Here is a 16,805-nt window from a genome sequence, read left to right as displayed (position 1 = left end):
AATGAAAAGTCGACCAAGGTCGGCATCGCTACCAAACGCTTAAAAGCTGGCTGGAGTGCCGACTATCTTGCCAAGGTCTTGGGCTTACCGACTTGATGCTTCATGCAATCGCCCTGCCTGACGTAGTGTGTTGCCATCACTGTTGCCGTGATTCCATTATAATGGCGTGATATGTGAAAATCGCGCAACAATGCGGCAATATTAAGGCAGCAATGGATATCAATTCGGACGACCTGAAAATCTTCGTCACCGTCATCGACAGCGGCACCCTGAGCGCGGCTGCCGTGCACCTGGGACAAACTACCTCGGGCGTTAGCCGCGCCCTGTCGCGCCTGGAAGACAAGCTGGCCACCTCGCTCTTGACGCGCACCACAAGGCGCATGGAGCTGACGGAAGAGGGGCAGCTGTTCCTGGACAAGGCGCGCGCCATCCTCGCCTCGATGGAGGATGTGGAGGAATCGATCCGCATCCGCCGCCAGAAGCCGGCCGGGCGTTTGTCCGTGGACGCCGCCTCGCCCTTCATGCTGCATTGCGTGGTGCCCCACGTGGCCGAGTTTCGCGCCATGTACCCGGACATCCGCCTGGAACTGACCAGCAACGACCAGATCGCCGACCTGCTCGAGCACCGCACCGATATCGCCATCCGCATCGGTGCCCTGGTCGACTCGACCCTGCATGCGCGCCCGCTGAGTGCCAGTCCTTTGCACGTGCTGGCCACGCCCGCCTACCTGGCGCGCCACGGCGTACCAAATACGCCGGAAGAGCTGTCCGGCCATGCGCTGCTGGGTTTTGCGCAATATGAACTGGGCAATCACTGGCCGCTGCGCCACGATGCCGGCAACAGCCTGCAGATCGTGCCTGCGCTGGCCGCTTCCAGCGGCGAAACCTTGCGCCAGTTGGCGCTGCATGACCAGGGCATCGTCTGCCTGTCCGACTTCATGACGAGGGACGACATCGCGGCCGGGCGCCTGGTGAAGGTGCTGCAGCCGTTCTACACGGGCTACCGCCAGCAGATCCACGCTGTGTATTACCGCAATACGCAACTGGCGCAGCGCATCAGCTGCTTCCTCGAATTCCTGCAGCAAAAGCTGTAGGTCCGGTCATGATGGAGACCGGCATGCAGTGTCCCACTTGCGGCGAGTATGGCGATCTGCGGCATGCACCATCCGCAAAACGGAGCAGCAGGTGATCGTCTGCAAGGAGTGTGTGCGCTATGGAAGCATCCGGAGACGCGGATCACGGCCGACAGCATGCTGGATGTTGCGACGTTTCTCGCCGAGTCAGGACTGCATGTCGGCTGGGATGAGTTCGAGACCGTGGTGAGGCCGCTAGCGCCAGGAATGCCTGCAATAAAACCGTAGTGCCTCGCGTGAGAAAGTGTGTATTTGCTATTGTGTAAGCCATGTTAGCATGTCGCAACTTAAAACATTGCAAAAAAAATATGCACAAACATTTTGCCCTGATCGCCTTGTTATACATGACCAGCGCCGGTGCCGCCAGCATCACCTATGCGGCAAAGCGGACTGCCGCGTTGCCGAGCATGCGCGGGTGACCGGGCACATAGCTTACTGGACTGGGGCTTGCAACGATGGCTATGCCAGCGGACCTGGTGCTTTGCAGTGGAGCAAGGACGGCAAGGCAACGGAACGTTATGAAGGAGCGCTGAGCAAGGGCGTGCCAGAAGGCGCAGGCATTTCACAGTGGGCGGACGGCAGCTTGCATGAAGGGAACTACCGGGATGGCATGCTGCAGGGCCCTGCCGTGGTAATCTTTAAGGGCGGGGAAAAACTGGAAGGCAATTTCGAGCAGGACAAGCCAGTGGGCAATGTCAAGTTCGGCTCTCCGGGCGACGATCAGTATGAGGGAGGCTGGCAGGATGGTCCCGGAGGCCACGGCACCATGACATTTTTTATGGGTGGCGCCTATCGTGGGCAATGGCGCGAAGGCCGACCGGTTGGTGACGGTGCGATCTTGTATCCCAACGGACTCGTGTTGAAGGGGCGTTTCAATGGTAGCTTCCACCTGAAGGCGCAGCCGGAATTGCCCGTGGCACCTAATATGTACACCATCAAGGAACAAAATGCGACGATTGGCTCGAACATTCGTGGCACTGCCTCTGGTGGTTTTGTGGTGCCCCCGGAAAAGTCATACGCCCAGTTGACGCCGGAGCAGCAGCAGCTCGTGAAAAGAGACTACGCGGTCTTGCAGGATGACGATGCACCGCCGTATCCGGAGAAGGGCATACTGGAAATATCGCGGGCCATGCAAAGCCTGATCTCGTACAAGGACGCTATCGGCGAGTTGCACGTCAATGTCGGTGTCGATGAACAGGGCGTGGCGCAGAATGTCACCCTGCTGAAAAGCCCGGACAGTGAGTCCGGCAAACTGGCGGCGGCCATGTTCATGCATCTCCGGTTTACACCGGGCCGTTGCGCAGGCCAGCCCTGCGCGATGGTAGTGCCGTTCAGGTTTACGCTCAGTTACAAGAAATAGCAAGCCGGCCTGACCTTATGCGGTCGCGTGCGAGCTGCTCAGCAGCAGCTCTACCTCGTGCGCGGGCAGCGGGTGGCTGAAATAAAAGCCTTGCGCTTCGTCGCAGCCGTGCTGGCGCAGGTAGTCCAGCTGTTCCACCGTTTCCACACCTTCGGCCACCACGCGCAGCTTCAAATTGTGCGCCAGGGCGATGATGGAGACGACGATGGCGGCATCGTCCGCGTCGCGCGCCACGTCGCCCACGAAACTGCGGTCGATCTTCAGCACGTCGATGGGGAAGGTGCGCAGGTAGGCGAAGCTGGAATAGCCGGTGCCGAAGTCGTCGATCGACAGCTGCACCCCCAGTGCCTTCATGTCGTGCAGCTGGCTGACGGCCAGCGCCACGTCGTGCATGAACAGGCTTTCCGTCAGTTCCAGTTCCAGGCAGGCGGGCGGCAGGCCCGTTTCAAGCAGCACTTCGGCGATCGAGGCGACCAGGTTCGGCTCGTTGAACTGGCGCGCCGACAGGTTCACGGCCAGGCGTAGCTGGCCCAGCCCGGCCGCATGCCAGGCCTGCATCTGCGCGCATGCCTGGCGCATGACCCAGGCGCCGATCGGCACGATCAAACCCGTATCTTCTGCCAGCGCGATGAAGCGCTGCGGGGCTACCATGCCCAGGTCCGGGTGTTGCCAGCGCAGCAGCGCTTCCACGCCGACGATGCGCCCGCTGGCCAAGTCCAGCTGCGGCTGGTAATGCAGCACGAACTGCCCGCGCTCCAGCGCGTTGCGTAGCGCGGTCTCGATGCGCAGGCGCTCCAGGGTGGCCTGGTTCATGGCCGTCGTGTAGAACTTGATGTTGTTGCGGCCCTGTTTCTTGGCGCAGTACATGGCGATGTCGGCCTGTTCGATCAGGTTCTGCGTCTCGCCATTCAAAGTCGCGTCGCCGGGGGCGTCGTAGCGCGACATGTCGTAGACGGCCACGCCGATGCTACAGGTGACAAAGAATTCCTTGCCGTCGAGCAATACCGGCTGGGCCACCGCATCCATCAGGCGCTGCACGATGGCGCCGCTGAGCACTTCGTCGGCCTGTTCGCACAGGATAGCGACGAATTCATCGCCGGACAGGCGCGCCACTGTGTCGCTTTCGCGCAGGCTGGCCTGCAGGCGCGCGGCAATGGTTTTCAATAGCAGGTCGCCGGCCTTGTGGCCCAGGCTGTCATTGACGAACTTGAAGCGGTCGAGGTCGATCAACAGCACCCACAGCGCGCGGTTCTTGCGGCGCGACAGGGCCATCGCTTGCGCCAGGCGGTCGCGCAGCAGGGCGCGGTTGGGCAAGCCCGTCAGCACGTCGTGGTGGGCGATGTGCTGGATTTTCTGCTCGGCCAGCTTGCGTTCCGTGATTTCGGACCCCGTGCCCCGGTAGCCGCGAAATTCGCCCAGCTCGTTGAATAGCGGTTCGCCGTTGATGCTGAACCAGCGCAGCTGGCCATCGCGGTCTTTCATCGCATATTCGAGGTTGGAAAAGGGCAGGTGCGCTGCCAGGTTGGCGATATGCTGCTTGCCCCAGCGCGAATTGCGCATCTCCGGGTTGTTTTCCCAGCGCGTCATGCCGATGAAGCGTTCCAGCGGCATGTTCGACTTGTCCGTAAAACCGCTGGTGATGTGGGTGAAGCAGAAGTTGGCATCCTGTTCCCAGTACCAGTCCGAGGACAGTGCCAGCAGGCGGCGGAAACGTTTCTCGCTTTCCTGTAAGGCGCGTTCCGTGCGCTGGCGTGCCCGCACGTCGGCGCTGAGCAGCTCATTGCTGCGCTTGAGGTCGGCCGTGCGCTGTTCCACCAGCAGCTGCACGCGGCGCGAGCGCTGCGTCAGCGACTGCACGAAGGCGGCCGTCAGCATGCTGAACAGCAAGCCCGTGATCAGGGTGAACAATGAACCCAGGTGCTCGGCCAGGAAGGGGCGCGGATGGGCCACCACGCGCACATGCCAGGGCCGGCCGGCGGATGAAAATGCCCGGTCATAATGGCTGTGATAAGCAAACTGCAGCCAGCGTGGCAGCGATTCCCAGGCGCCGCCCGCTTCGTCGGCAGGTGCCTGGCCATGCCGAAAGATCATCTGGCGCGGGTCGGCGCCAGCGTCCGCGTAGACGCTGAGTTCAAGCTGCGGGTCGCCCAGCAGGTCGGCGCCGGCGAGGATTTTCTGCACCAGTTCTCCGGCGCGGATGATGGCCGCCGTATCGCCAATCAGCGCCGCGCGTCGCTGCTGCACCGTTTGCAGCGGCATGCCGTGGCGGTACACGGGGCGCAGGATGACGAAGCCCTGCTGCGGTCCCTGCGCCAGGGCCAGCAAGCCGGTGGCGGTGGTCTGGCCGCTGATGATGGCTTGTTCCAGCGCGCGCGCCAGCAAGCCGTTCGGGCTGACGTTCAAGCCGAAGGCAGGGCGGTTACCCTGCAAGGGTTCAAGGTAGTCCACCACCAGGTAGCTGGCGCGCGTTGTCGCGGGCACAACGACGCCGTCGCGCATTTCCGTCATGGCGTAATCGGGCACGATGCGCCGCAGTTCGGCCTCGAATGCGGCGCGCTGCGCATGCGGCACGAGGCGGTGAAAATTGAAGGCCTGGATGAAAGGGTGGCGCTGCAGCAGCGGCGTGGTGAAGTCGTGGAACTGCTCGCGCGTGACGGGCATGACGGCAGCAAACAGCTGGTTGGTCGTGGTCAGCACCTCGACCGCATCGTCGAGTCCCTGCTCGATGGCGGCCACGCGCGCGCCGGCGCGCTGCTGCAGGCTCAGACTCATCTTGTCGTACTCGAGCTGGCTGATGGCGGCGAAGAGCACGGCGGTGATGCTGACGCCGCAGGTAAAGGTCAGCGCGGCCGCGGCAGAGATCGACAATGGCAGGCGGCCACGCAGCATGTTTTTTCCTATCTCACTTCATGAATACTTGAATTCGGCGGCGCCTGCCGGCCCCGCGCAGGCAGTAGTTTGTCATAAACCACATCCATCATGCTGATTTTGTACCAAATTACTACTAATAAGCAACAACATCCATGGCCGGGGAAGACGACTTTCAGCCCCTGCCCGCGCCTGACTGCTGACGCACCCGCCACAACTGCCATGCGGGCAGCACGCGGTTCAGGAACGCCAGGCCGCACACCCGCCGCCAGCGCACCAGGCGCACGATGCGCAGTGCTCGGCCCGCCCCGCGCTTGTCTGGCCTGGCGGCGAAGACGATGCGGTTGTTGCCGGCGATGCCATCGAAGTGGCACACGGCGCCGCGGAAGGTGAGCAGCAGGCGCGCCAGCATGGCGGGGTAGTGCTCGTCATAACTGAACAGGTTGGCCACCAGCACGCCGCCGGGCAGCAGGGCGCGCAGGCAGTCCGCATAGAAGCGCGCGCTGCCCAGTGCGGGCGGCAGGCCCGTTTCATCGTAGCCATCAAGCAGCAGCACGTCGGCGCAGCCCGGATGCTGGCGGATATAGCTGACCGCGTCCGTTTCGATGATGCGCAGGCGCGCGTCGTCGGGCGGCAGCATGAACTGCTCGCGCAGGGCGATCACGTCGGCGCGCAATTCCAGCACCGTGATGCGCGCCTCGGGCAGGTAGCGGTGGCAGAACTTCAGCAGCGAGCCGCCGCCCAGTCCCACCATCAGGATGTGCCGGGGACGCGGCACGAACAGGGTGAAGCACATCATGGCGCGCGCATAGCGCAGCAGCAGATGATCGGGGCGCGACAGCAGCATTTCGCTCTGGATCATGCCTGGTTGGAATTCCAGGCGACGCCGGTCGCCGCAGGTATGCACCTGGGGCGCGCGCACGGCAGGTAATTTGCTATCCGACATAGGACGACTTCGCTGAGTGGACAGGGGGAGATGCTTTGTTGCATTCAGAGAAATCTGATAAGCTCCCGTGAGCATACCCGATTAATCCGCGCCGAGCATGTGTAATGGCGCGCGGCGGCACGGCCGCGCAGTCGGGCACCATGGAGACAAGCATGTTTTTGGATCACCCCATCATTACGGCGACGAACAGTTTTACCGAGCCTGACCGCATCGAGCGGCTGACGCGCGTGTACGGTTACGCGGCGGCGCTGGCCGACCAGGCCGACAATGTCGGATTCATTGAAAAAGTAGCGCAGATCCACGATCACAAGGGCACCCTCATCGTGTTTTGGCATGAGGCGCCCAGCGAAGTGGAAAAGCAGTATTTCGTGCAGGCGTGGGCCAGCAAGGTCGGCGACGGCAGCAGCAATGTCGAACACGAAATCTGATCTGGCGCGCCGCGCCTGCGCATCGATAGTGTAGCCCATGGATATCAAGACCCTGGTACTGGCCCTGGCACTCGGCAACCTGAGCCTGTGCGCGGCCCTGTTCTTCTTCGAGTACGAGCGCAAGAAGTCGCTCAGCATGTCTACCTGGGCGGTAGCCAAGCAGTGCCAGGCCGTGGCCTGGTGCTTGCTGTATTTCCGCGGCGTGCTGCCTGATTTCCTCTCCATCTTGCTCGGTAACAGCCTGCTGTTTGCCGGCATGGCGCTCGACGCGGGCGCGCTGTGGCAGGCGGCCGGGCGCAGCGGCTGGCGCCGCTATGTATTGCCGGCGCTGGGACTGTCGGTGGCGCTGTTTGCCGCCTGCTATCTGTTCGACGTGGCGCCCCTGTTGCGCAGCGCCGGCGGTTCGCTGATCGTGGCCGGCTTCTTCCTCGCCGGCGTGGCCGCGCTGTGCCTGAAATGGCGCGAGGCGAGCATGCTGCGCCGTTTCCTCGTCGTCAGCATGGGCCTGCTGTCGCTGCTGATCGCCGCGCGCGGCGTGCTCGCCGCCGCCGTCCCCGCTTTTGATGCCGAGCTGCTGCAACTGGCCGGTTTTGGCGCCCTGTACCTGATGATGCTGACGAACGCCTTCGGCTACCTGCTGCTGTCGCGTGAAAAACTGGGCGGCGAACTGGCGCGCCTGGAAGTGCTCGATGCGGCCACGGGCGTGCCGAACCGGCGCGGTTTTTACCAGGCGCTGGCGCCGTGGATGGCGCTGGCGCGCCGGCCCGGCTTGCCGACGGCGCTGGTGGTACTCAATATCGACCATTTCAAGCGCGTCAACGACAGCTATGGCCATCCGGTGGGCGACGCGGTACTGAAAACCATCGTCGACACGTGCCGTCAGCAACTGCGCGACAGCGACCTGATGGGTCGCCTGGGGGGCGCCGAATTCGCCATCCAGCTGCCGCGCACGACCCTGGCCGATGCGCTGATGGTGGCCGAGCGCATCCGCGCTGCCGTCGAAGTGCTGCCCGTCAAGACGGAGCGCGCCGTGCTGCAACTGACGGCCAGCCTGGGCGTGACCACCATCCGCGCCGAAGACAGCACTGTCAGCCTGTTCAAGCGGGCCGACGAGGCGCTGCAGGCGGCCAAGCAGGCGGGCCGCAACAGGGTGGTCGAGGCGCAGGGCGCCAGCACCTTGGATATTTAAATCGGCTTACTTCTTGGGCGACCCCAGCCAGCTGGGTTCCTTGCCGCATTCCTTGCTCAAGAATAAGGCGTCGAGGCCCGGGATCGCAGCGCCTGTCAGGCGCCTTCATCGGCTCCACGTTCAACCATTCACTCCTGGGCAGGATCTTTTCTTCGCGTGGCGCCACCGGTGGCGCAGGCGGCAGGCTGTCTTGCCACCTTGGTGCGGCGGCAGGCGCAGGCGGGGTGGCCCAGTTTGCATCAAGCTGCGCTGTGGGCGCTGGCGGTGTGTCCGCATGTGCGGCGGCGCACAGCAAGCTGCCCGCGAAGATGAACGTACGCATGGCGGCACTGTTTACTGAAATCATGGTCTGTCCTTGATCGGTGCCGGGAGGGCGGCCTTGCATTATGACGGCAGCCGGAAGCAAAAAAACAAGGAAATTGCAACGGCATGTTACCAAAGGGACTATAGTTACCGATAGCAAGCAGGTGCACTGCAGCAAGGTAGTCGAGACGCGGGGCGCCGGCAGCCGGACGTGTGCATTGCCTAACTTTCATTTAAGCTAAGCAAGTTATGCTATGGCGCGCACGCTGGGCTCCCCTTTGCCGTCCGCACCGCAGTTCCCCTTTTTTTACTCTTGCCAGGCCCATAATGAAAATGCTTAAATCCCTGCCTGTATGGCCGCTTGCCGCCCCCCTTGCCGGTTGGCTGTTCCTGTTCGGTTCCACCTTCAATGTCGGCGGCGCCTACCAGATCCTGCTGGTGGCGGGCCTGATCGGCAGCGTGCTGGCCGCCGTGTACCACGCGGAAGTGGTGGCGCACCGCATCGGCGAACCGTATGGCACCCTGGTGCTGGCGCTGGCCGTGACCCTGATCGAGGTGGCGCTGATCGTCTCGCTGATGCTGGCCGGCGGACCGGAAACGACGGGACTGGCGCGCGACACGGTGTTTGCCGCCATCATGATCATTTTGAACGGCATCGTCGGCATCTGCCTGCTGCTGGGCGCCGGGCGCCACCGCGAGCAGACTTTCGGCCTGCTGGGCGTGAGTGCGTCGCTGGCCACCCTGGCGGCCATCGCCATCCTGACGCTGGTGCTGCCAAATTATACGTCCAGCGCCGCCGGACCCTATTACAACTCCAGCCAGCTCATTTTCATCGCCGTCATCTCGCTGGTCCTGTACGGCACTTTTGTGCTGGTGCAGACGGTGCGCCACCGCGACTACTTCCTGCCCAAGGAAGCCGTCGGCGATGAGGAGGTGCATGCTGCGCCGCCGACGCCCACCGTCGCCTGGGTCAGCGCCGGCGCGCTGCTGGTGTGCCTGGGCGCCGTGGTGCTGCTGGCCAAGTCGCTGGCGCCCGCGCTGGAGACGGCGATTGCCGCCATGGGCGCGCCAAAGACATTGGTCGGCATCGTCATCGCCGCCATCGTGCTGCTGCCCGAAGGCCTGGCCGCCGTGCGCGCCGCGCGCGCCAACCGTTTGCAAACGAGTCTGAATCTGGCACTCGGCTCCGCACTGGCCAGCATCGGCCTGACGATTCCCGCCGTGGTGGTGGTATCGCTGGCCACGGGCCTGACCATTACCCTGGGACTCGATATCAAGTCGACAGTGCTGCTGTTGTTGTCGCTGATGGTGGCCACACTGTCGCTGGGTACGGGCCGCACCACGGTGATGCAGGGTACCGTGCACCTGGTGATTTTTGCTGTTTATCTGTTCACTACCATCGTGCCCTAAGCGTCGTCGCCGTACGACTTCTTGTCACAATCCTGTCACGCCGCTGTCATACGATGAGGGTAGTGTGGTAGGATTTTTAAATCGTTTAAATGATTTATATAATTTACCAATTGAGTTTGCCAATTTTTTGGCGCTTGGTACAGCAAAGACAAGACAAGAGGCCAGTATGTATGCAGCGGTGGACCTGGGGTCCAACAGTTTTCGTTTACACGTCGGCAAGCATGATGGCGACACCATACGCGTGGTCAAGAGCGTGCGCGACCCGATACGCCTGGCCGCCGGCCTCGATGCCAATGGCGACCTGACAGAGGCGGCCATGCAGGGGGCGCTGGCCTGCTTGCAGCGCTTTCGCGCCATCCTCGCCGGCTTCGAACTCGATGCCGTGCGCGTGGTGGCCACGTCGGCCATGCGGGTGGCGCGCAACGGCGCCGTCTTCCTGCCGCTGGCCGAGCAAGCCATCGGCCATCCGATCGAGATCATCTCGGGTGAGGAAGAGGGGCGTTTGATTTACATGGGCGTGGCCAATGCGCTGGCCATTCCCGGCGAACGTCGGCTGGTGATGGATATCGGCGGCGGTTCGACCGAACTGATACTGGGGCGCGGCAACGATATCGAACGCGTCGAATCCTTCAGCCTGGGCACCGTCAAGCAAAGCCTGTCGTTCTTCATCGGCGGGCGCATCGACGCGCCGTCGTTCGAGGCGGCCATCCTGTCGGCGCGCAGCCATTTCGAAGATGCCGCGCCGCCCTACCATCCGCAGCACTGGAAGACGGCCTACGGCTCTTCCGGCACCATCCGCACGATCGCCGACATCATCGCCCGCAACAAGCTGGGTGATGGCTTGCTCACCAGCGCCAGCCTCGATGCGCTGGCGCGGCGCTTCATCGAGCTGGGTCACACCAGCCGCATCGACATGCCCGGCTTGCGCCCAGACCGCGCCAGCACCATTGTCGGCGGCCTGGCCATCTTGATCGGCCTGTTCCGCGAACTGGCCATTCCCGTCATGACGCCGATCGAGGCAGGCTTGCGCATGGGCGTGATGTGGGATTTGTATCTGCGTTCGACCAAGCGCGACCGCCGTGAACAGTCGGTGCAGGGCTGCATGGAGAAATTCCATATCGACCAGCAGCGCGCCGGCCGGGTGGCCGAACAGGCACTGACCATGTACGCGCAGCTCAAGCCCACGTCCGATGCCCTGGTGAAATGCCTGCGCTGGAGCAGCCTGCTGCACGAAGTGGGGCTGGCCGTGTCGCAGACGGGCTACCACAAGCACGCATCCTACATCGTGGAAAACGCGGACTTGCCCGGTTTTACCACGCGCGAACAGAAGACCATGAGCCGGCTGATCTTGGCGCAGAAGGGCAATTTGCGCAAGATCGGCGAAGTGCTGTCCGACCCTGATTTTGCCAAGGCCGTGCTGGCGCTGCGCCTGTCGATTCTGCTCATGCATGCGCGCATCGAAGCCGATTTCAGCGAACTGCGCCTGCGCATGAAGAGCCGCATCGAACTCGACATCAAACGCGGCTGGGTGGCGCACCATCCCACCGTGTCGTTCTGGATCGAGAAGGAACAGGAATTCTGGGATGAGGTCGGGGTCGATTTCACCATCCGTGCCAGCGCCTAGGAGGCCATGCCGTTCGCATGGCTTGATGTGCAGCAAGCAAGTTTTCAAAAAAGAGTATATATTGTTTATATTATTTATTAGATTGGATAATCCATGACCAAAACCGTTCCAGTGAAAAAAGCCGACAGCGCGACCGTATCGATGTTCCCCACCAGCGCCTCGATCAATGCGGCAGCGGCCAAGGCCGCACCGGCCGCCAAGCCTGCCGTAAAACCGGCCGCCAAGCCGGTGGCAAAAGCCGCCGCCAAGCCAGTGGCCGCCAAGCCCGCCGCAGCGAAGCCGGTAGCAGCAAAGCCTGTCGCTGCCAAGCTGGCGACCAAGGCCGTCGTGGCCAAACCAGTCGCCAAAGCCGCTGCCAAGCCGGCTGCCAAGGCGGAGGTGAAAGCCGTTGCCAAACCGGCGGCCAAGGTTGCTGCGAAACCAGCCGCCAAGGCCGTCGCCAAGCCGGCAGTGAAAGCCGCCGTCAAACCGGTAGCCAAAGCCGCTGCCAAGCCGGCCGCCGCAAAAAAAGCGCCGGCCGCCAAGGTTGCCGCCGTCAAGGAAAAAGCCCGCAAGCCGAAACTGGTGCGCGACAGCTTCACCATGCCGGAAGCGGAGTATGAAGTTTTGGGCCAGGTCAAGAAAGCTTGCCTGAAGGCCGGTTTCGAGATCAAGAAAAGCGAATTGCTGCGCATCGGCGTGGCGCTGATCAGCCAGATCGATCTGGCGACCCTGCAAAACGTGCTGGCCGGCTTGCCGCAGCTGAAAACGGGCCGTCCGAAGAAGGATTGATGGCGCGAGCGGAGGGGCCACCCCCCCGCTTGCCCATTCTGGTTTACCATGGGGCCTGTGATAGTTCCCCCATGGTTGCCATGTCAGAAGAAATCAGTATTGATCGCGCCGGCTTTGTCGAGCGCGCCATCGTCCGCCACCACGCGGGCGACTCCACTGCCGCCATCGACCACGTCGCCGAAGAAATCCCCGTCGCGCTGGTCTTCAATGGCATTTCCCACGTCGTCATGATGGCTACCCCGCGTGATCTGCAAGCGTTTGCCTATGGTTTCGCGCTGACGGAAGGCGTGGTCGCTTCTGCCGGCGCCATCTTCGACTGTGAAGTCTTCCTGCGCGCCGGTTCCGCCGAAGTGGCACTGACCATTGCGCAGGAGGATTTCGTGCGCCTGAAGGACCGGCGCCGCGCGCTCACGGGCCGCAGCGGCTGCGGCGTGTGCGGCATCGACAGCATCGACATGCTCGACTTGCAACCCGAAGCGCTGCCGCCGTCCCTGATTCAGGTCGACTTGCCCGCCGCGCTGGCGCGCGCGTCGAGCGGCTTGCGCGAACACCAGGCGCTGATGCAGGCAACGGGCGGCGTGCATGCGGCCGCGTGGTGCACGCCCGACGGCGATATCGTGCACGTGTTCGAGGATATCGGGCGGCATAACGGCCTGGATAAACTGATTGGCCACCTCGCACTGAGAGGCACCGACATGCGGCGCGGCTTCGTCTTCTTGTCCAGCCGCGGCAGCTACGAGCTGGCGCGCAAGGCGGCGCGCATGCAGATTCCCTTGCTGGTGACCATTTCCGCCCCCAGTTCGCTGGCCATTTCCATCGCCACGCAGGCGGGCATGAAGCTGGTGGGCTTTTGCCGCCAGGATGCTTTCGTCGACTACACTCCCGGCATCGCGCTTTAAGTTCCGCTGGGTTCCAGCGGTACGGGGACGGATTTCGACGTCGGTGCGCCACGCCATCGTCCCAGGCGCTGATCATATCTGCCAGCTCGCCATCGGCAAAGCCCACATGGCGATATCTTCCTTGTTGGCGAAGACGACCTTGCGCGTGCCGTACACCCCGCGGTAGCGGTCATCCATGCCGTAAATGGTGGTGTTGTACTGGTCGTGCGAGCGCGTACTCATCAAGACCATCAGGCGTTCCCCATGGCGCGACGTTGTAGTCCTAAAAATCGTCAAACACCTTTTCGATGTCGTCGCGGATGCGCGCGTAGTCGTCAGCATACGCGCGCCAGTCCACCAGGGCGCAGCCGACCGTCGCTTCGGCCATGCCGGCCACTTCCGAGCGCATTTGCGGCGAAGCGGGTGTATTGCGACCGTACGAGATATGCACCATGCGCATCGAGTCTTCCACCGTCACGCCTTGCGCCGCGCCGCCCCCTGCGATGGGCACATAGCGGTCGCTGCCTGCGTCGTAGACCATCGGTTCGGTTCGGTTCGGTTCGGTCAGCCGGCCGTGCTGTTCCAGCGCATAGTCGGACTGTTCCAGCAGTTGCGTTACGGTGGTGTTGGCAAACAGGTCCGCACCGGTGCGGCGGCTGGTCGCTTCCGCGGCGACGGCCTTGGTGCCGTTTTTGCAAAACGCAAACGTGGAAGCGTGGTTGCGGTCTGGCCAGGCGCAGCCGGGGCAGTCGAAGCCGTCCGGCTGGTTTTGCGCCAGCAGGGCTTTCAGATTGCCGGGCGCCACCCGTTCCTGGCGCAGGCTGATGGCCACGTGTTTCAAGGCATCCCAGCCGGCGGCCGGCTTGGTATAGGGCGTGATGTGGGGGGGGGGGCGTCCTGGTCTTCCATCCGGTTTTCCTGCCGGGCGAGTGTGGTAATTATGCACGATCCCCGAATGACATTGACTTGCGTCATGGAAATGACATTCGACTGTCATTTTCCTGACATATTAGACAAGTACGCTGGAGTCGTCTTGATCACAGGGGATGAAACCATGCAAAACATAAGCACGTCAAACGAAGCCAAGGCCCGGCCGGTCCAACTGGTGCTGAGCCAGGCCACGACAGCGGTGGAATTGCGCGAAGTCCAGCGTTTGCGTTACAAGGTGTTTATCGAGACCATGGGCCTGACGTCGCTGGCCAATGCCGATGGCCTCGACAGCGATGAATTCGACGCGCATTGCGATCATCTGATCGTGCGCGATGCCGATACCCTGAAAGTGGTGGGCACCTACCGCGTGCTGAGCGCGGCCAAGGCGGCCAAGATCGGCCGCCTGTATTCCGAAAACGAGTTCGACCTGAGCCGCCTGAAGAACCTGCGCGGACGCATGGTCGAAGCGGGCCGCGCCTGCATCCACCCGAAATACCGGGGCGGCAGCGTGATCATGCTGCTGTGGTCGGGCCTGGCCGAGTACATGCGCCGCGAGCGCTGCGACTACCTGGTCGGCTGCGCCAGCATCAGCCTGGCCGATGGCGGGCATAACGCTGTCGCCGTGTACCAGGCGCTGGCGGAAAAGCACATGGCGCCGGCCGAATACCGCGTCACGCCGCACCTGCCTTTCCCCATCCACCAGGTGGAAGCGGCGCACAAGCCGCAGGTGCCGCCGCTGATCAAGGGTTATCTGCGTTCGGGCGCCTGGATTTGCGGCGAACCGGCCTGGGACCCTGATTTCGAAAGCGCCGACATGTTCATGATGATGCCGCTTGCGAATCTGGATGAGCGCTATGCGCGCCATTACGGAGTGGTGCCTGGCTAAGGCAATCAAGATTCATGCCGGGCAGTGACGCCTGCAGCTGGCTGGCCAGCGCTTGCACGGCGCTGCGCAAGCCGCTCTCCGCGCTGTCGGGCGGCAGCAGTTCCAGCAGGAAGTGCAGCGGCGCCGTCAGCCGCGTCTTCGGTCCCAGCACCAGGCCCGTATGGGCGATGCCGGGGCCGGCCACTTGGGGCTGTGGCGGATGCGCCGCTCGAACGTGAAGCTGCCCTGGTAGCGCGTCTCGGCCATGATTTGCTCGATGGCCGCAGCGGCGGCAATGACGCGCGCCAGCAGCGAACTGCCGTCGCACAGCAGCAGTTGCACCACGTCGGCCGGACCGATATCGAGTGCGATGCGGCTGCTGCCGATACCGCGCGCGCCCGACAGCGCGTGGGTCGCTGGATATGGGGTTGAGATCACTGCTTAAAAGCTGACCTTGATGCCTGCGCGTACTGTGCGTGTTGTGTCAGATCAAGTTTGAGTGGAAATGCTGGCTGGCGGGAGCAATGCGAAGTGAAAGCAGGGAGGGGTAGCGCGGGAGCGGGAGGGCTGAGAAACGGTCAGCATGGTTTGGGCTGGGTCTCTTCGCTATCGTGCTCGGATGTTGTGCGGTGAGCGAACTACGCGAATTGTATGGCAAAAGTTCATGGCGCCGGGAACCTGGGTGCCTGGCAGGGCATTACAACAGCGGATGTATCAGTGGACTGGCGTGGCGGACAGTTCCTTCAGTTCGCGGATGGTGATGTCCGATTTTTCATGCATGCGCAATAAAATCGTTGCACCGACCGACAGTTTGCCGTGACGAATCTTGCTGATGATGGGAGGCTGTACTTCCAGAACACGGCACAGTTCCGCATCATTTTTCAGGTTCATCTTCTCGATCAGGGTATCGAGCAGCTTGTTGGGCACAAAACTCGATGGTTCGAGCGCCCGCGCCCGGTTCATCGCTTCAATCATTTCCAGCTTCTTTTGCCGAACGTTCATTTACTCCTCCTTCAGGTTATGCAAGGGACGAGACCACACACTGCGGTCCCGGCTAAAGTTCGTCATCGCAGTAAGGCTGTCCGGGTGACGTAACAACATTCGCATTAAAACATTGATAACCATGCAAGTGTTTTCAATAATACTACGATAACAAAACTTGTGACAGATAGTTAGTTAAATTAACTGTTTGTTTGATTAATTCGGTTGACGATTGTTGTATTTTGTAAGCCGTTTTTCGTCAGGATCATGGTTCTGTCCGCCATTTCGGCGGCGGCCAGCGAATGCGTGACCATGATCGCGCAACTGCCGTTGGCCTTGATTTCGGCGCGCAGCAATTGCAGGATGCTGTGCGCCGTATCGGGATCGAGGTTGCCGGTAGGCTCATCGGCCAATACCAGCGCCGGCTTGTGCACGAGCGCGCGGGCAATGGCCACGCGCTGCATTTCGCCGCCGGACAGTTGTTGCGGAAAGTCGCCGCCGCGTCCGCCCAGGCCGACCGCTTCGAGCATGCTGGAGGCACGCTCCTGGGGAAGTCCGTTGAGCAGCAGCGGCAGGGCCACGTTTTGCAGCAGGGTCAGGTGTGGCAAGACGTGGAAGGCCTGGAATATAAAGCCCATGCGGGCGCGACGCAGCCGGGTGGCGGCGGCGTCATCGAGGCTGGACATGGCAATGCCGTCCACCAGGATAGGGTGCGCTTCGGCACCCGCATCGGGCGTATCGAGGCCGGCGATCAGGTTCAGCAAGGTCGACTTGCCAACGCCCGAGTCACCCATGATGGCGATGAATTCCCCCGCCTTGAAGCGGCAGGAAATGTTAGCCAGCACGGGACGGGCATGGGCATAGGACTTTGACAGATGGCGCAATTCGAGCATGGTGTTAACGGCTATCGTAAAGGGAGGCACGCGGGGGAGAGGGGGGCCTGGGAACTGCTAAGGGGCGCGGATTGTTTGGCCGGCAACGTGTAGTATACGACAGGCTTATCCTTTTTGCTTGGCAATACCAATTTTATGTGCACACTGCTAGTTTGATCTTGCGTTACCTGTCGCACGGCTGGCTTGTGCGGATTCCGCTATGATGGGAAAAAATCATCGGCAATGG

At 62.3% G+C, this 16,805-nt stretch carries 15 protein-coding genes and 1 pseudogene; 9 read left to right on the top strand and 7 right to left on the bottom strand.

Going from position 1 to position 16,805, the window contains the following annotated elements; translation table 11 throughout:
* Positions 1 to 212: 212 nt before the first annotated feature.
* Both ACQ4W7_RS08720 and ACQ4W7_RS08715 read left to right on the top strand, forming a co-directional pair.
* Positions 213 to 1,094, top strand: coding sequence for a LysR substrate-binding domain-containing protein (locus ACQ4W7_RS08720; protein WP_436529826.1), 882 nt, complete (start codon positions 213 to 215; stop codon positions 1,092 to 1,094).
* Between the two features lie 316 nt (positions 1,095 to 1,410).
* Positions 1,411 to 2,493 (top strand): hypothetical protein, encoded by a 1,083-nt coding sequence (locus tag ACQ4W7_RS08715; RefSeq protein WP_436529824.1) that lies wholly within the window; start codon positions 1,411 to 1,413, stop codon positions 2,491 to 2,493.
* Between the two features lie 15 nt (positions 2,494 to 2,508).
* On the opposite strand, the gene ACQ4W7_RS08710 is transcribed toward ACQ4W7_RS08715, so the two are convergent.
* Both ACQ4W7_RS08710 and ACQ4W7_RS08705 read right to left on the bottom strand, forming a co-directional pair.
* The gene (locus ACQ4W7_RS08710; RefSeq protein ID WP_436529822.1) at positions 2,509 to 5,382 is read right to left on the bottom strand and encodes a bifunctional diguanylate cyclase/phosphodiesterase; all 2,874 of its coding nucleotides are present in this window, start codon (positions 5,380 to 5,382) and stop codon (positions 2,509 to 2,511) included.
* A gap of 154 nt (positions 5,383 to 5,536) precedes the next feature.
* Positions 5,537 to 6,307: a spermine/spermidine synthase domain-containing protein gene (locus ACQ4W7_RS08705; protein ID WP_436529820.1), complete on the bottom strand. Its 771-nt coding sequence runs from the start codon at positions 6,305 to 6,307 to the stop codon at positions 5,537 to 5,539.
* Positions 6,308 to 6,459: 152 nt separating this feature from the next.
* Between ACQ4W7_RS08705 and ACQ4W7_RS08700 the strand changes: the two genes are divergently transcribed.
* The 6 genes from ACQ4W7_RS08700 (at position 6,460) to fdhD (ending at position 12,931) form a co-directional block, all read left to right on the top strand.
* A complete protein-coding gene (locus tag ACQ4W7_RS08700) occupies positions 6,460 to 6,735 on the top strand; it encodes a hypothetical protein (RefSeq protein ID WP_426073078.1) in 276 nt (91 codons plus the stop codon).
* A gap of 37 nt (positions 6,736 to 6,772) precedes the next feature.
* Entirely contained in the window at positions 6,773 to 7,924 is a 1,152-nt protein-coding gene (locus tag ACQ4W7_RS08695; RefSeq protein WP_426073077.1) for a GGDEF domain-containing protein, read from the top strand.
* A 630-nt stretch (positions 7,925 to 8,554) separates the two neighbouring features.
* A complete protein-coding gene (locus ACQ4W7_RS08690) occupies positions 8,555 to 9,637 on the top strand; it encodes a calcium:cation antiporter (protein ID WP_071077959.1) in 1,083 nt (360 codons plus the stop codon).
* A 166-nt stretch (positions 9,638 to 9,803) separates the two neighbouring features.
* A complete protein-coding gene (locus tag ACQ4W7_RS08685; protein WP_436529817.1) occupies positions 9,804 to 11,261 on the top strand; it encodes a Ppx/GppA phosphatase family protein in 1,458 nt (485 codons plus the stop codon).
* A gap of 93 nt (positions 11,262 to 11,354) precedes the next feature.
* Positions 11,355 to 12,032 carry a hypothetical protein gene (locus ACQ4W7_RS08680; protein ID WP_436529815.1) on the top strand — a complete coding sequence of 226 codons (678 nt, stop codon included), beginning with the start codon at positions 11,355 to 11,357 and terminating at the stop codon, positions 12,030 to 12,032.
* Positions 12,033 to 12,112: 80 nt separating this feature from the next.
* Positions 12,113 to 12,931 carry a formate dehydrogenase accessory sulfurtransferase FdhD gene (gene fdhD / locus ACQ4W7_RS08675; protein WP_436529813.1) on the top strand — a complete coding sequence of 273 codons (819 nt, stop codon included), beginning with the start codon at positions 12,113 to 12,115 and terminating at the stop codon, positions 12,929 to 12,931.
* A 72-nt stretch (positions 12,932 to 13,003) separates the two neighbouring features.
* Here the strand turns inward: fdhD and ACQ4W7_RS08670 are convergent, their stop codons facing one another.
* Positions 13,004 to 13,162: a hypothetical protein gene (locus ACQ4W7_RS08670; RefSeq protein ID WP_436529811.1), complete on the bottom strand. Its 159-nt coding sequence runs from the start codon at positions 13,160 to 13,162 to the stop codon at positions 13,004 to 13,006.
* A 247-nt stretch (positions 13,163 to 13,409) separates the two neighbouring features.
* Positions 13,410 to 13,790, bottom strand: a pseudogene (locus tag ACQ4W7_RS08665) (CbbBc protein); the annotation flags it as partial.
* A gap of 174 nt (positions 13,791 to 13,964) precedes the next feature.
* Here ACQ4W7_RS08665 and ACQ4W7_RS08660 point away from each other — a divergent pair.
* Positions 13,965 to 14,726 carry a GNAT family N-acetyltransferase gene (locus tag ACQ4W7_RS08660; RefSeq protein WP_426073072.1) on the top strand — a complete coding sequence of 254 codons (762 nt, stop codon included), beginning with the start codon at positions 13,965 to 13,967 and terminating at the stop codon, positions 14,724 to 14,726.
* A 126-nt stretch (positions 14,727 to 14,852) separates the two neighbouring features.
* Here the strand turns inward: ACQ4W7_RS08660 and ACQ4W7_RS08655 are convergent, their stop codons facing one another.
* The 3 genes from ACQ4W7_RS08655 to ACQ4W7_RS08645 all read right to left on the bottom strand — a co-directional run bounded on the left by ACQ4W7_RS08655 (position 14,853) and on the right by ACQ4W7_RS08645 (position 16,579).
* Complete coding sequence (locus ACQ4W7_RS08655) at positions 14,853 to 15,143, bottom strand: hypothetical protein (protein ID WP_436529809.1); 291 nt, start codon at positions 15,141 to 15,143, stop codon at positions 14,853 to 14,855.
* A 276-nt stretch (positions 15,144 to 15,419) separates the two neighbouring features.
* Positions 15,420 to 15,707: a hypothetical protein gene (locus ACQ4W7_RS08650; RefSeq protein ID WP_034786045.1), complete on the bottom strand. Its 288-nt coding sequence runs from the start codon at positions 15,705 to 15,707 to the stop codon at positions 15,420 to 15,422.
* Between the two features lie 179 nt (positions 15,708 to 15,886).
* Positions 15,887 to 16,579 (bottom strand): ABC transporter ATP-binding protein, encoded by a 693-nt coding sequence (locus ACQ4W7_RS08645; RefSeq protein WP_436529807.1) that lies wholly within the window; start codon positions 16,577 to 16,579, stop codon positions 15,887 to 15,889.
* Between the last annotated feature and the right edge of the window lie 226 nt (positions 16,580 to 16,805).

The organism is Janthinobacterium algoris (assembly GCF_051380935.1).
Lineage (GTDB): Bacteria > Pseudomonadota > Gammaproteobacteria > Burkholderiales > Burkholderiaceae_D > Janthinobacterium.
The sequence above is the reverse complement of the archived record's forward strand: the minus strand, read 5'-3'. Positions and strand labels throughout refer to the sequence as shown.

Bases quoted from the DNA above. Each gene is read 5' to 3' on its own strand.
- fdhD (WP_436529813.1), top strand. From the start codon at position 12,113: ATGTCAGAAGAAATCAGTATTGATCGCGCCGGCTTTGTCGAGCGCGCC.
- ACQ4W7_RS08650 (WP_034786045.1), bottom strand. From the start codon at position 15,707: ATGAACGTTCGGCAAAAGAAGCTGGAAATGATTGAAGCGATGAACCGG.
- ACQ4W7_RS08705 (WP_436529820.1), bottom strand. From the start codon at position 6,307: ATGTCGGATAGCAAATTACCTGCCGTGCGCGCGCCCCAGGTGCATACC.
- ACQ4W7_RS08690 (WP_071077959.1), top strand. From the start codon at position 8,555: ATGAAAATGCTTAAATCCCTGCCTGTATGGCCGCTTGCCGCCCCCCTT.
- ACQ4W7_RS08670 (WP_436529811.1), bottom strand. From the start codon at position 13,162: ATGGTCTTGATGAGTACGCGCTCGCACGACCAGTACAACACCACCATT.
- ACQ4W7_RS08710 (WP_436529822.1), bottom strand. From the start codon at position 5,382: ATGCTGCGTGGCCGCCTGCCATTGTCGATCTCTGCCGCGGCCGCGCTG.
- ACQ4W7_RS08695 (WP_426073077.1), top strand. From the start codon at position 6,773: ATGGATATCAAGACCCTGGTACTGGCCCTGGCACTCGGCAACCTGAGC.
- ACQ4W7_RS08715 (WP_436529824.1), top strand. From the start codon at position 1,411: ATGTCGCAACTTAAAACATTGCAAAAAAAATATGCACAAACATTTTGC.
- ACQ4W7_RS08685 (WP_436529817.1), top strand. From the start codon at position 9,804: ATGTATGCAGCGGTGGACCTGGGGTCCAACAGTTTTCGTTTACACGTC.
- ACQ4W7_RS08660 (WP_426073072.1), top strand. From the start codon at position 13,965: ATGCAAAACATAAGCACGTCAAACGAAGCCAAGGCCCGGCCGGTCCAA.
- ACQ4W7_RS08720 (WP_436529826.1), top strand. From the start codon at position 213: ATGGATATCAATTCGGACGACCTGAAAATCTTCGTCACCGTCATCGAC.
- ACQ4W7_RS08680 (WP_436529815.1), top strand. From the start codon at position 11,355: ATGACCAAAACCGTTCCAGTGAAAAAAGCCGACAGCGCGACCGTATCG.
- ACQ4W7_RS08700 (WP_426073078.1), top strand. From the start codon at position 6,460: ATGTTTTTGGATCACCCCATCATTACGGCGACGAACAGTTTTACCGAG.
- ACQ4W7_RS08645 (WP_436529807.1), bottom strand. From the start codon at position 16,579: ATGCTCGAATTGCGCCATCTGTCAAAGTCCTATGCCCATGCCCGTCCC.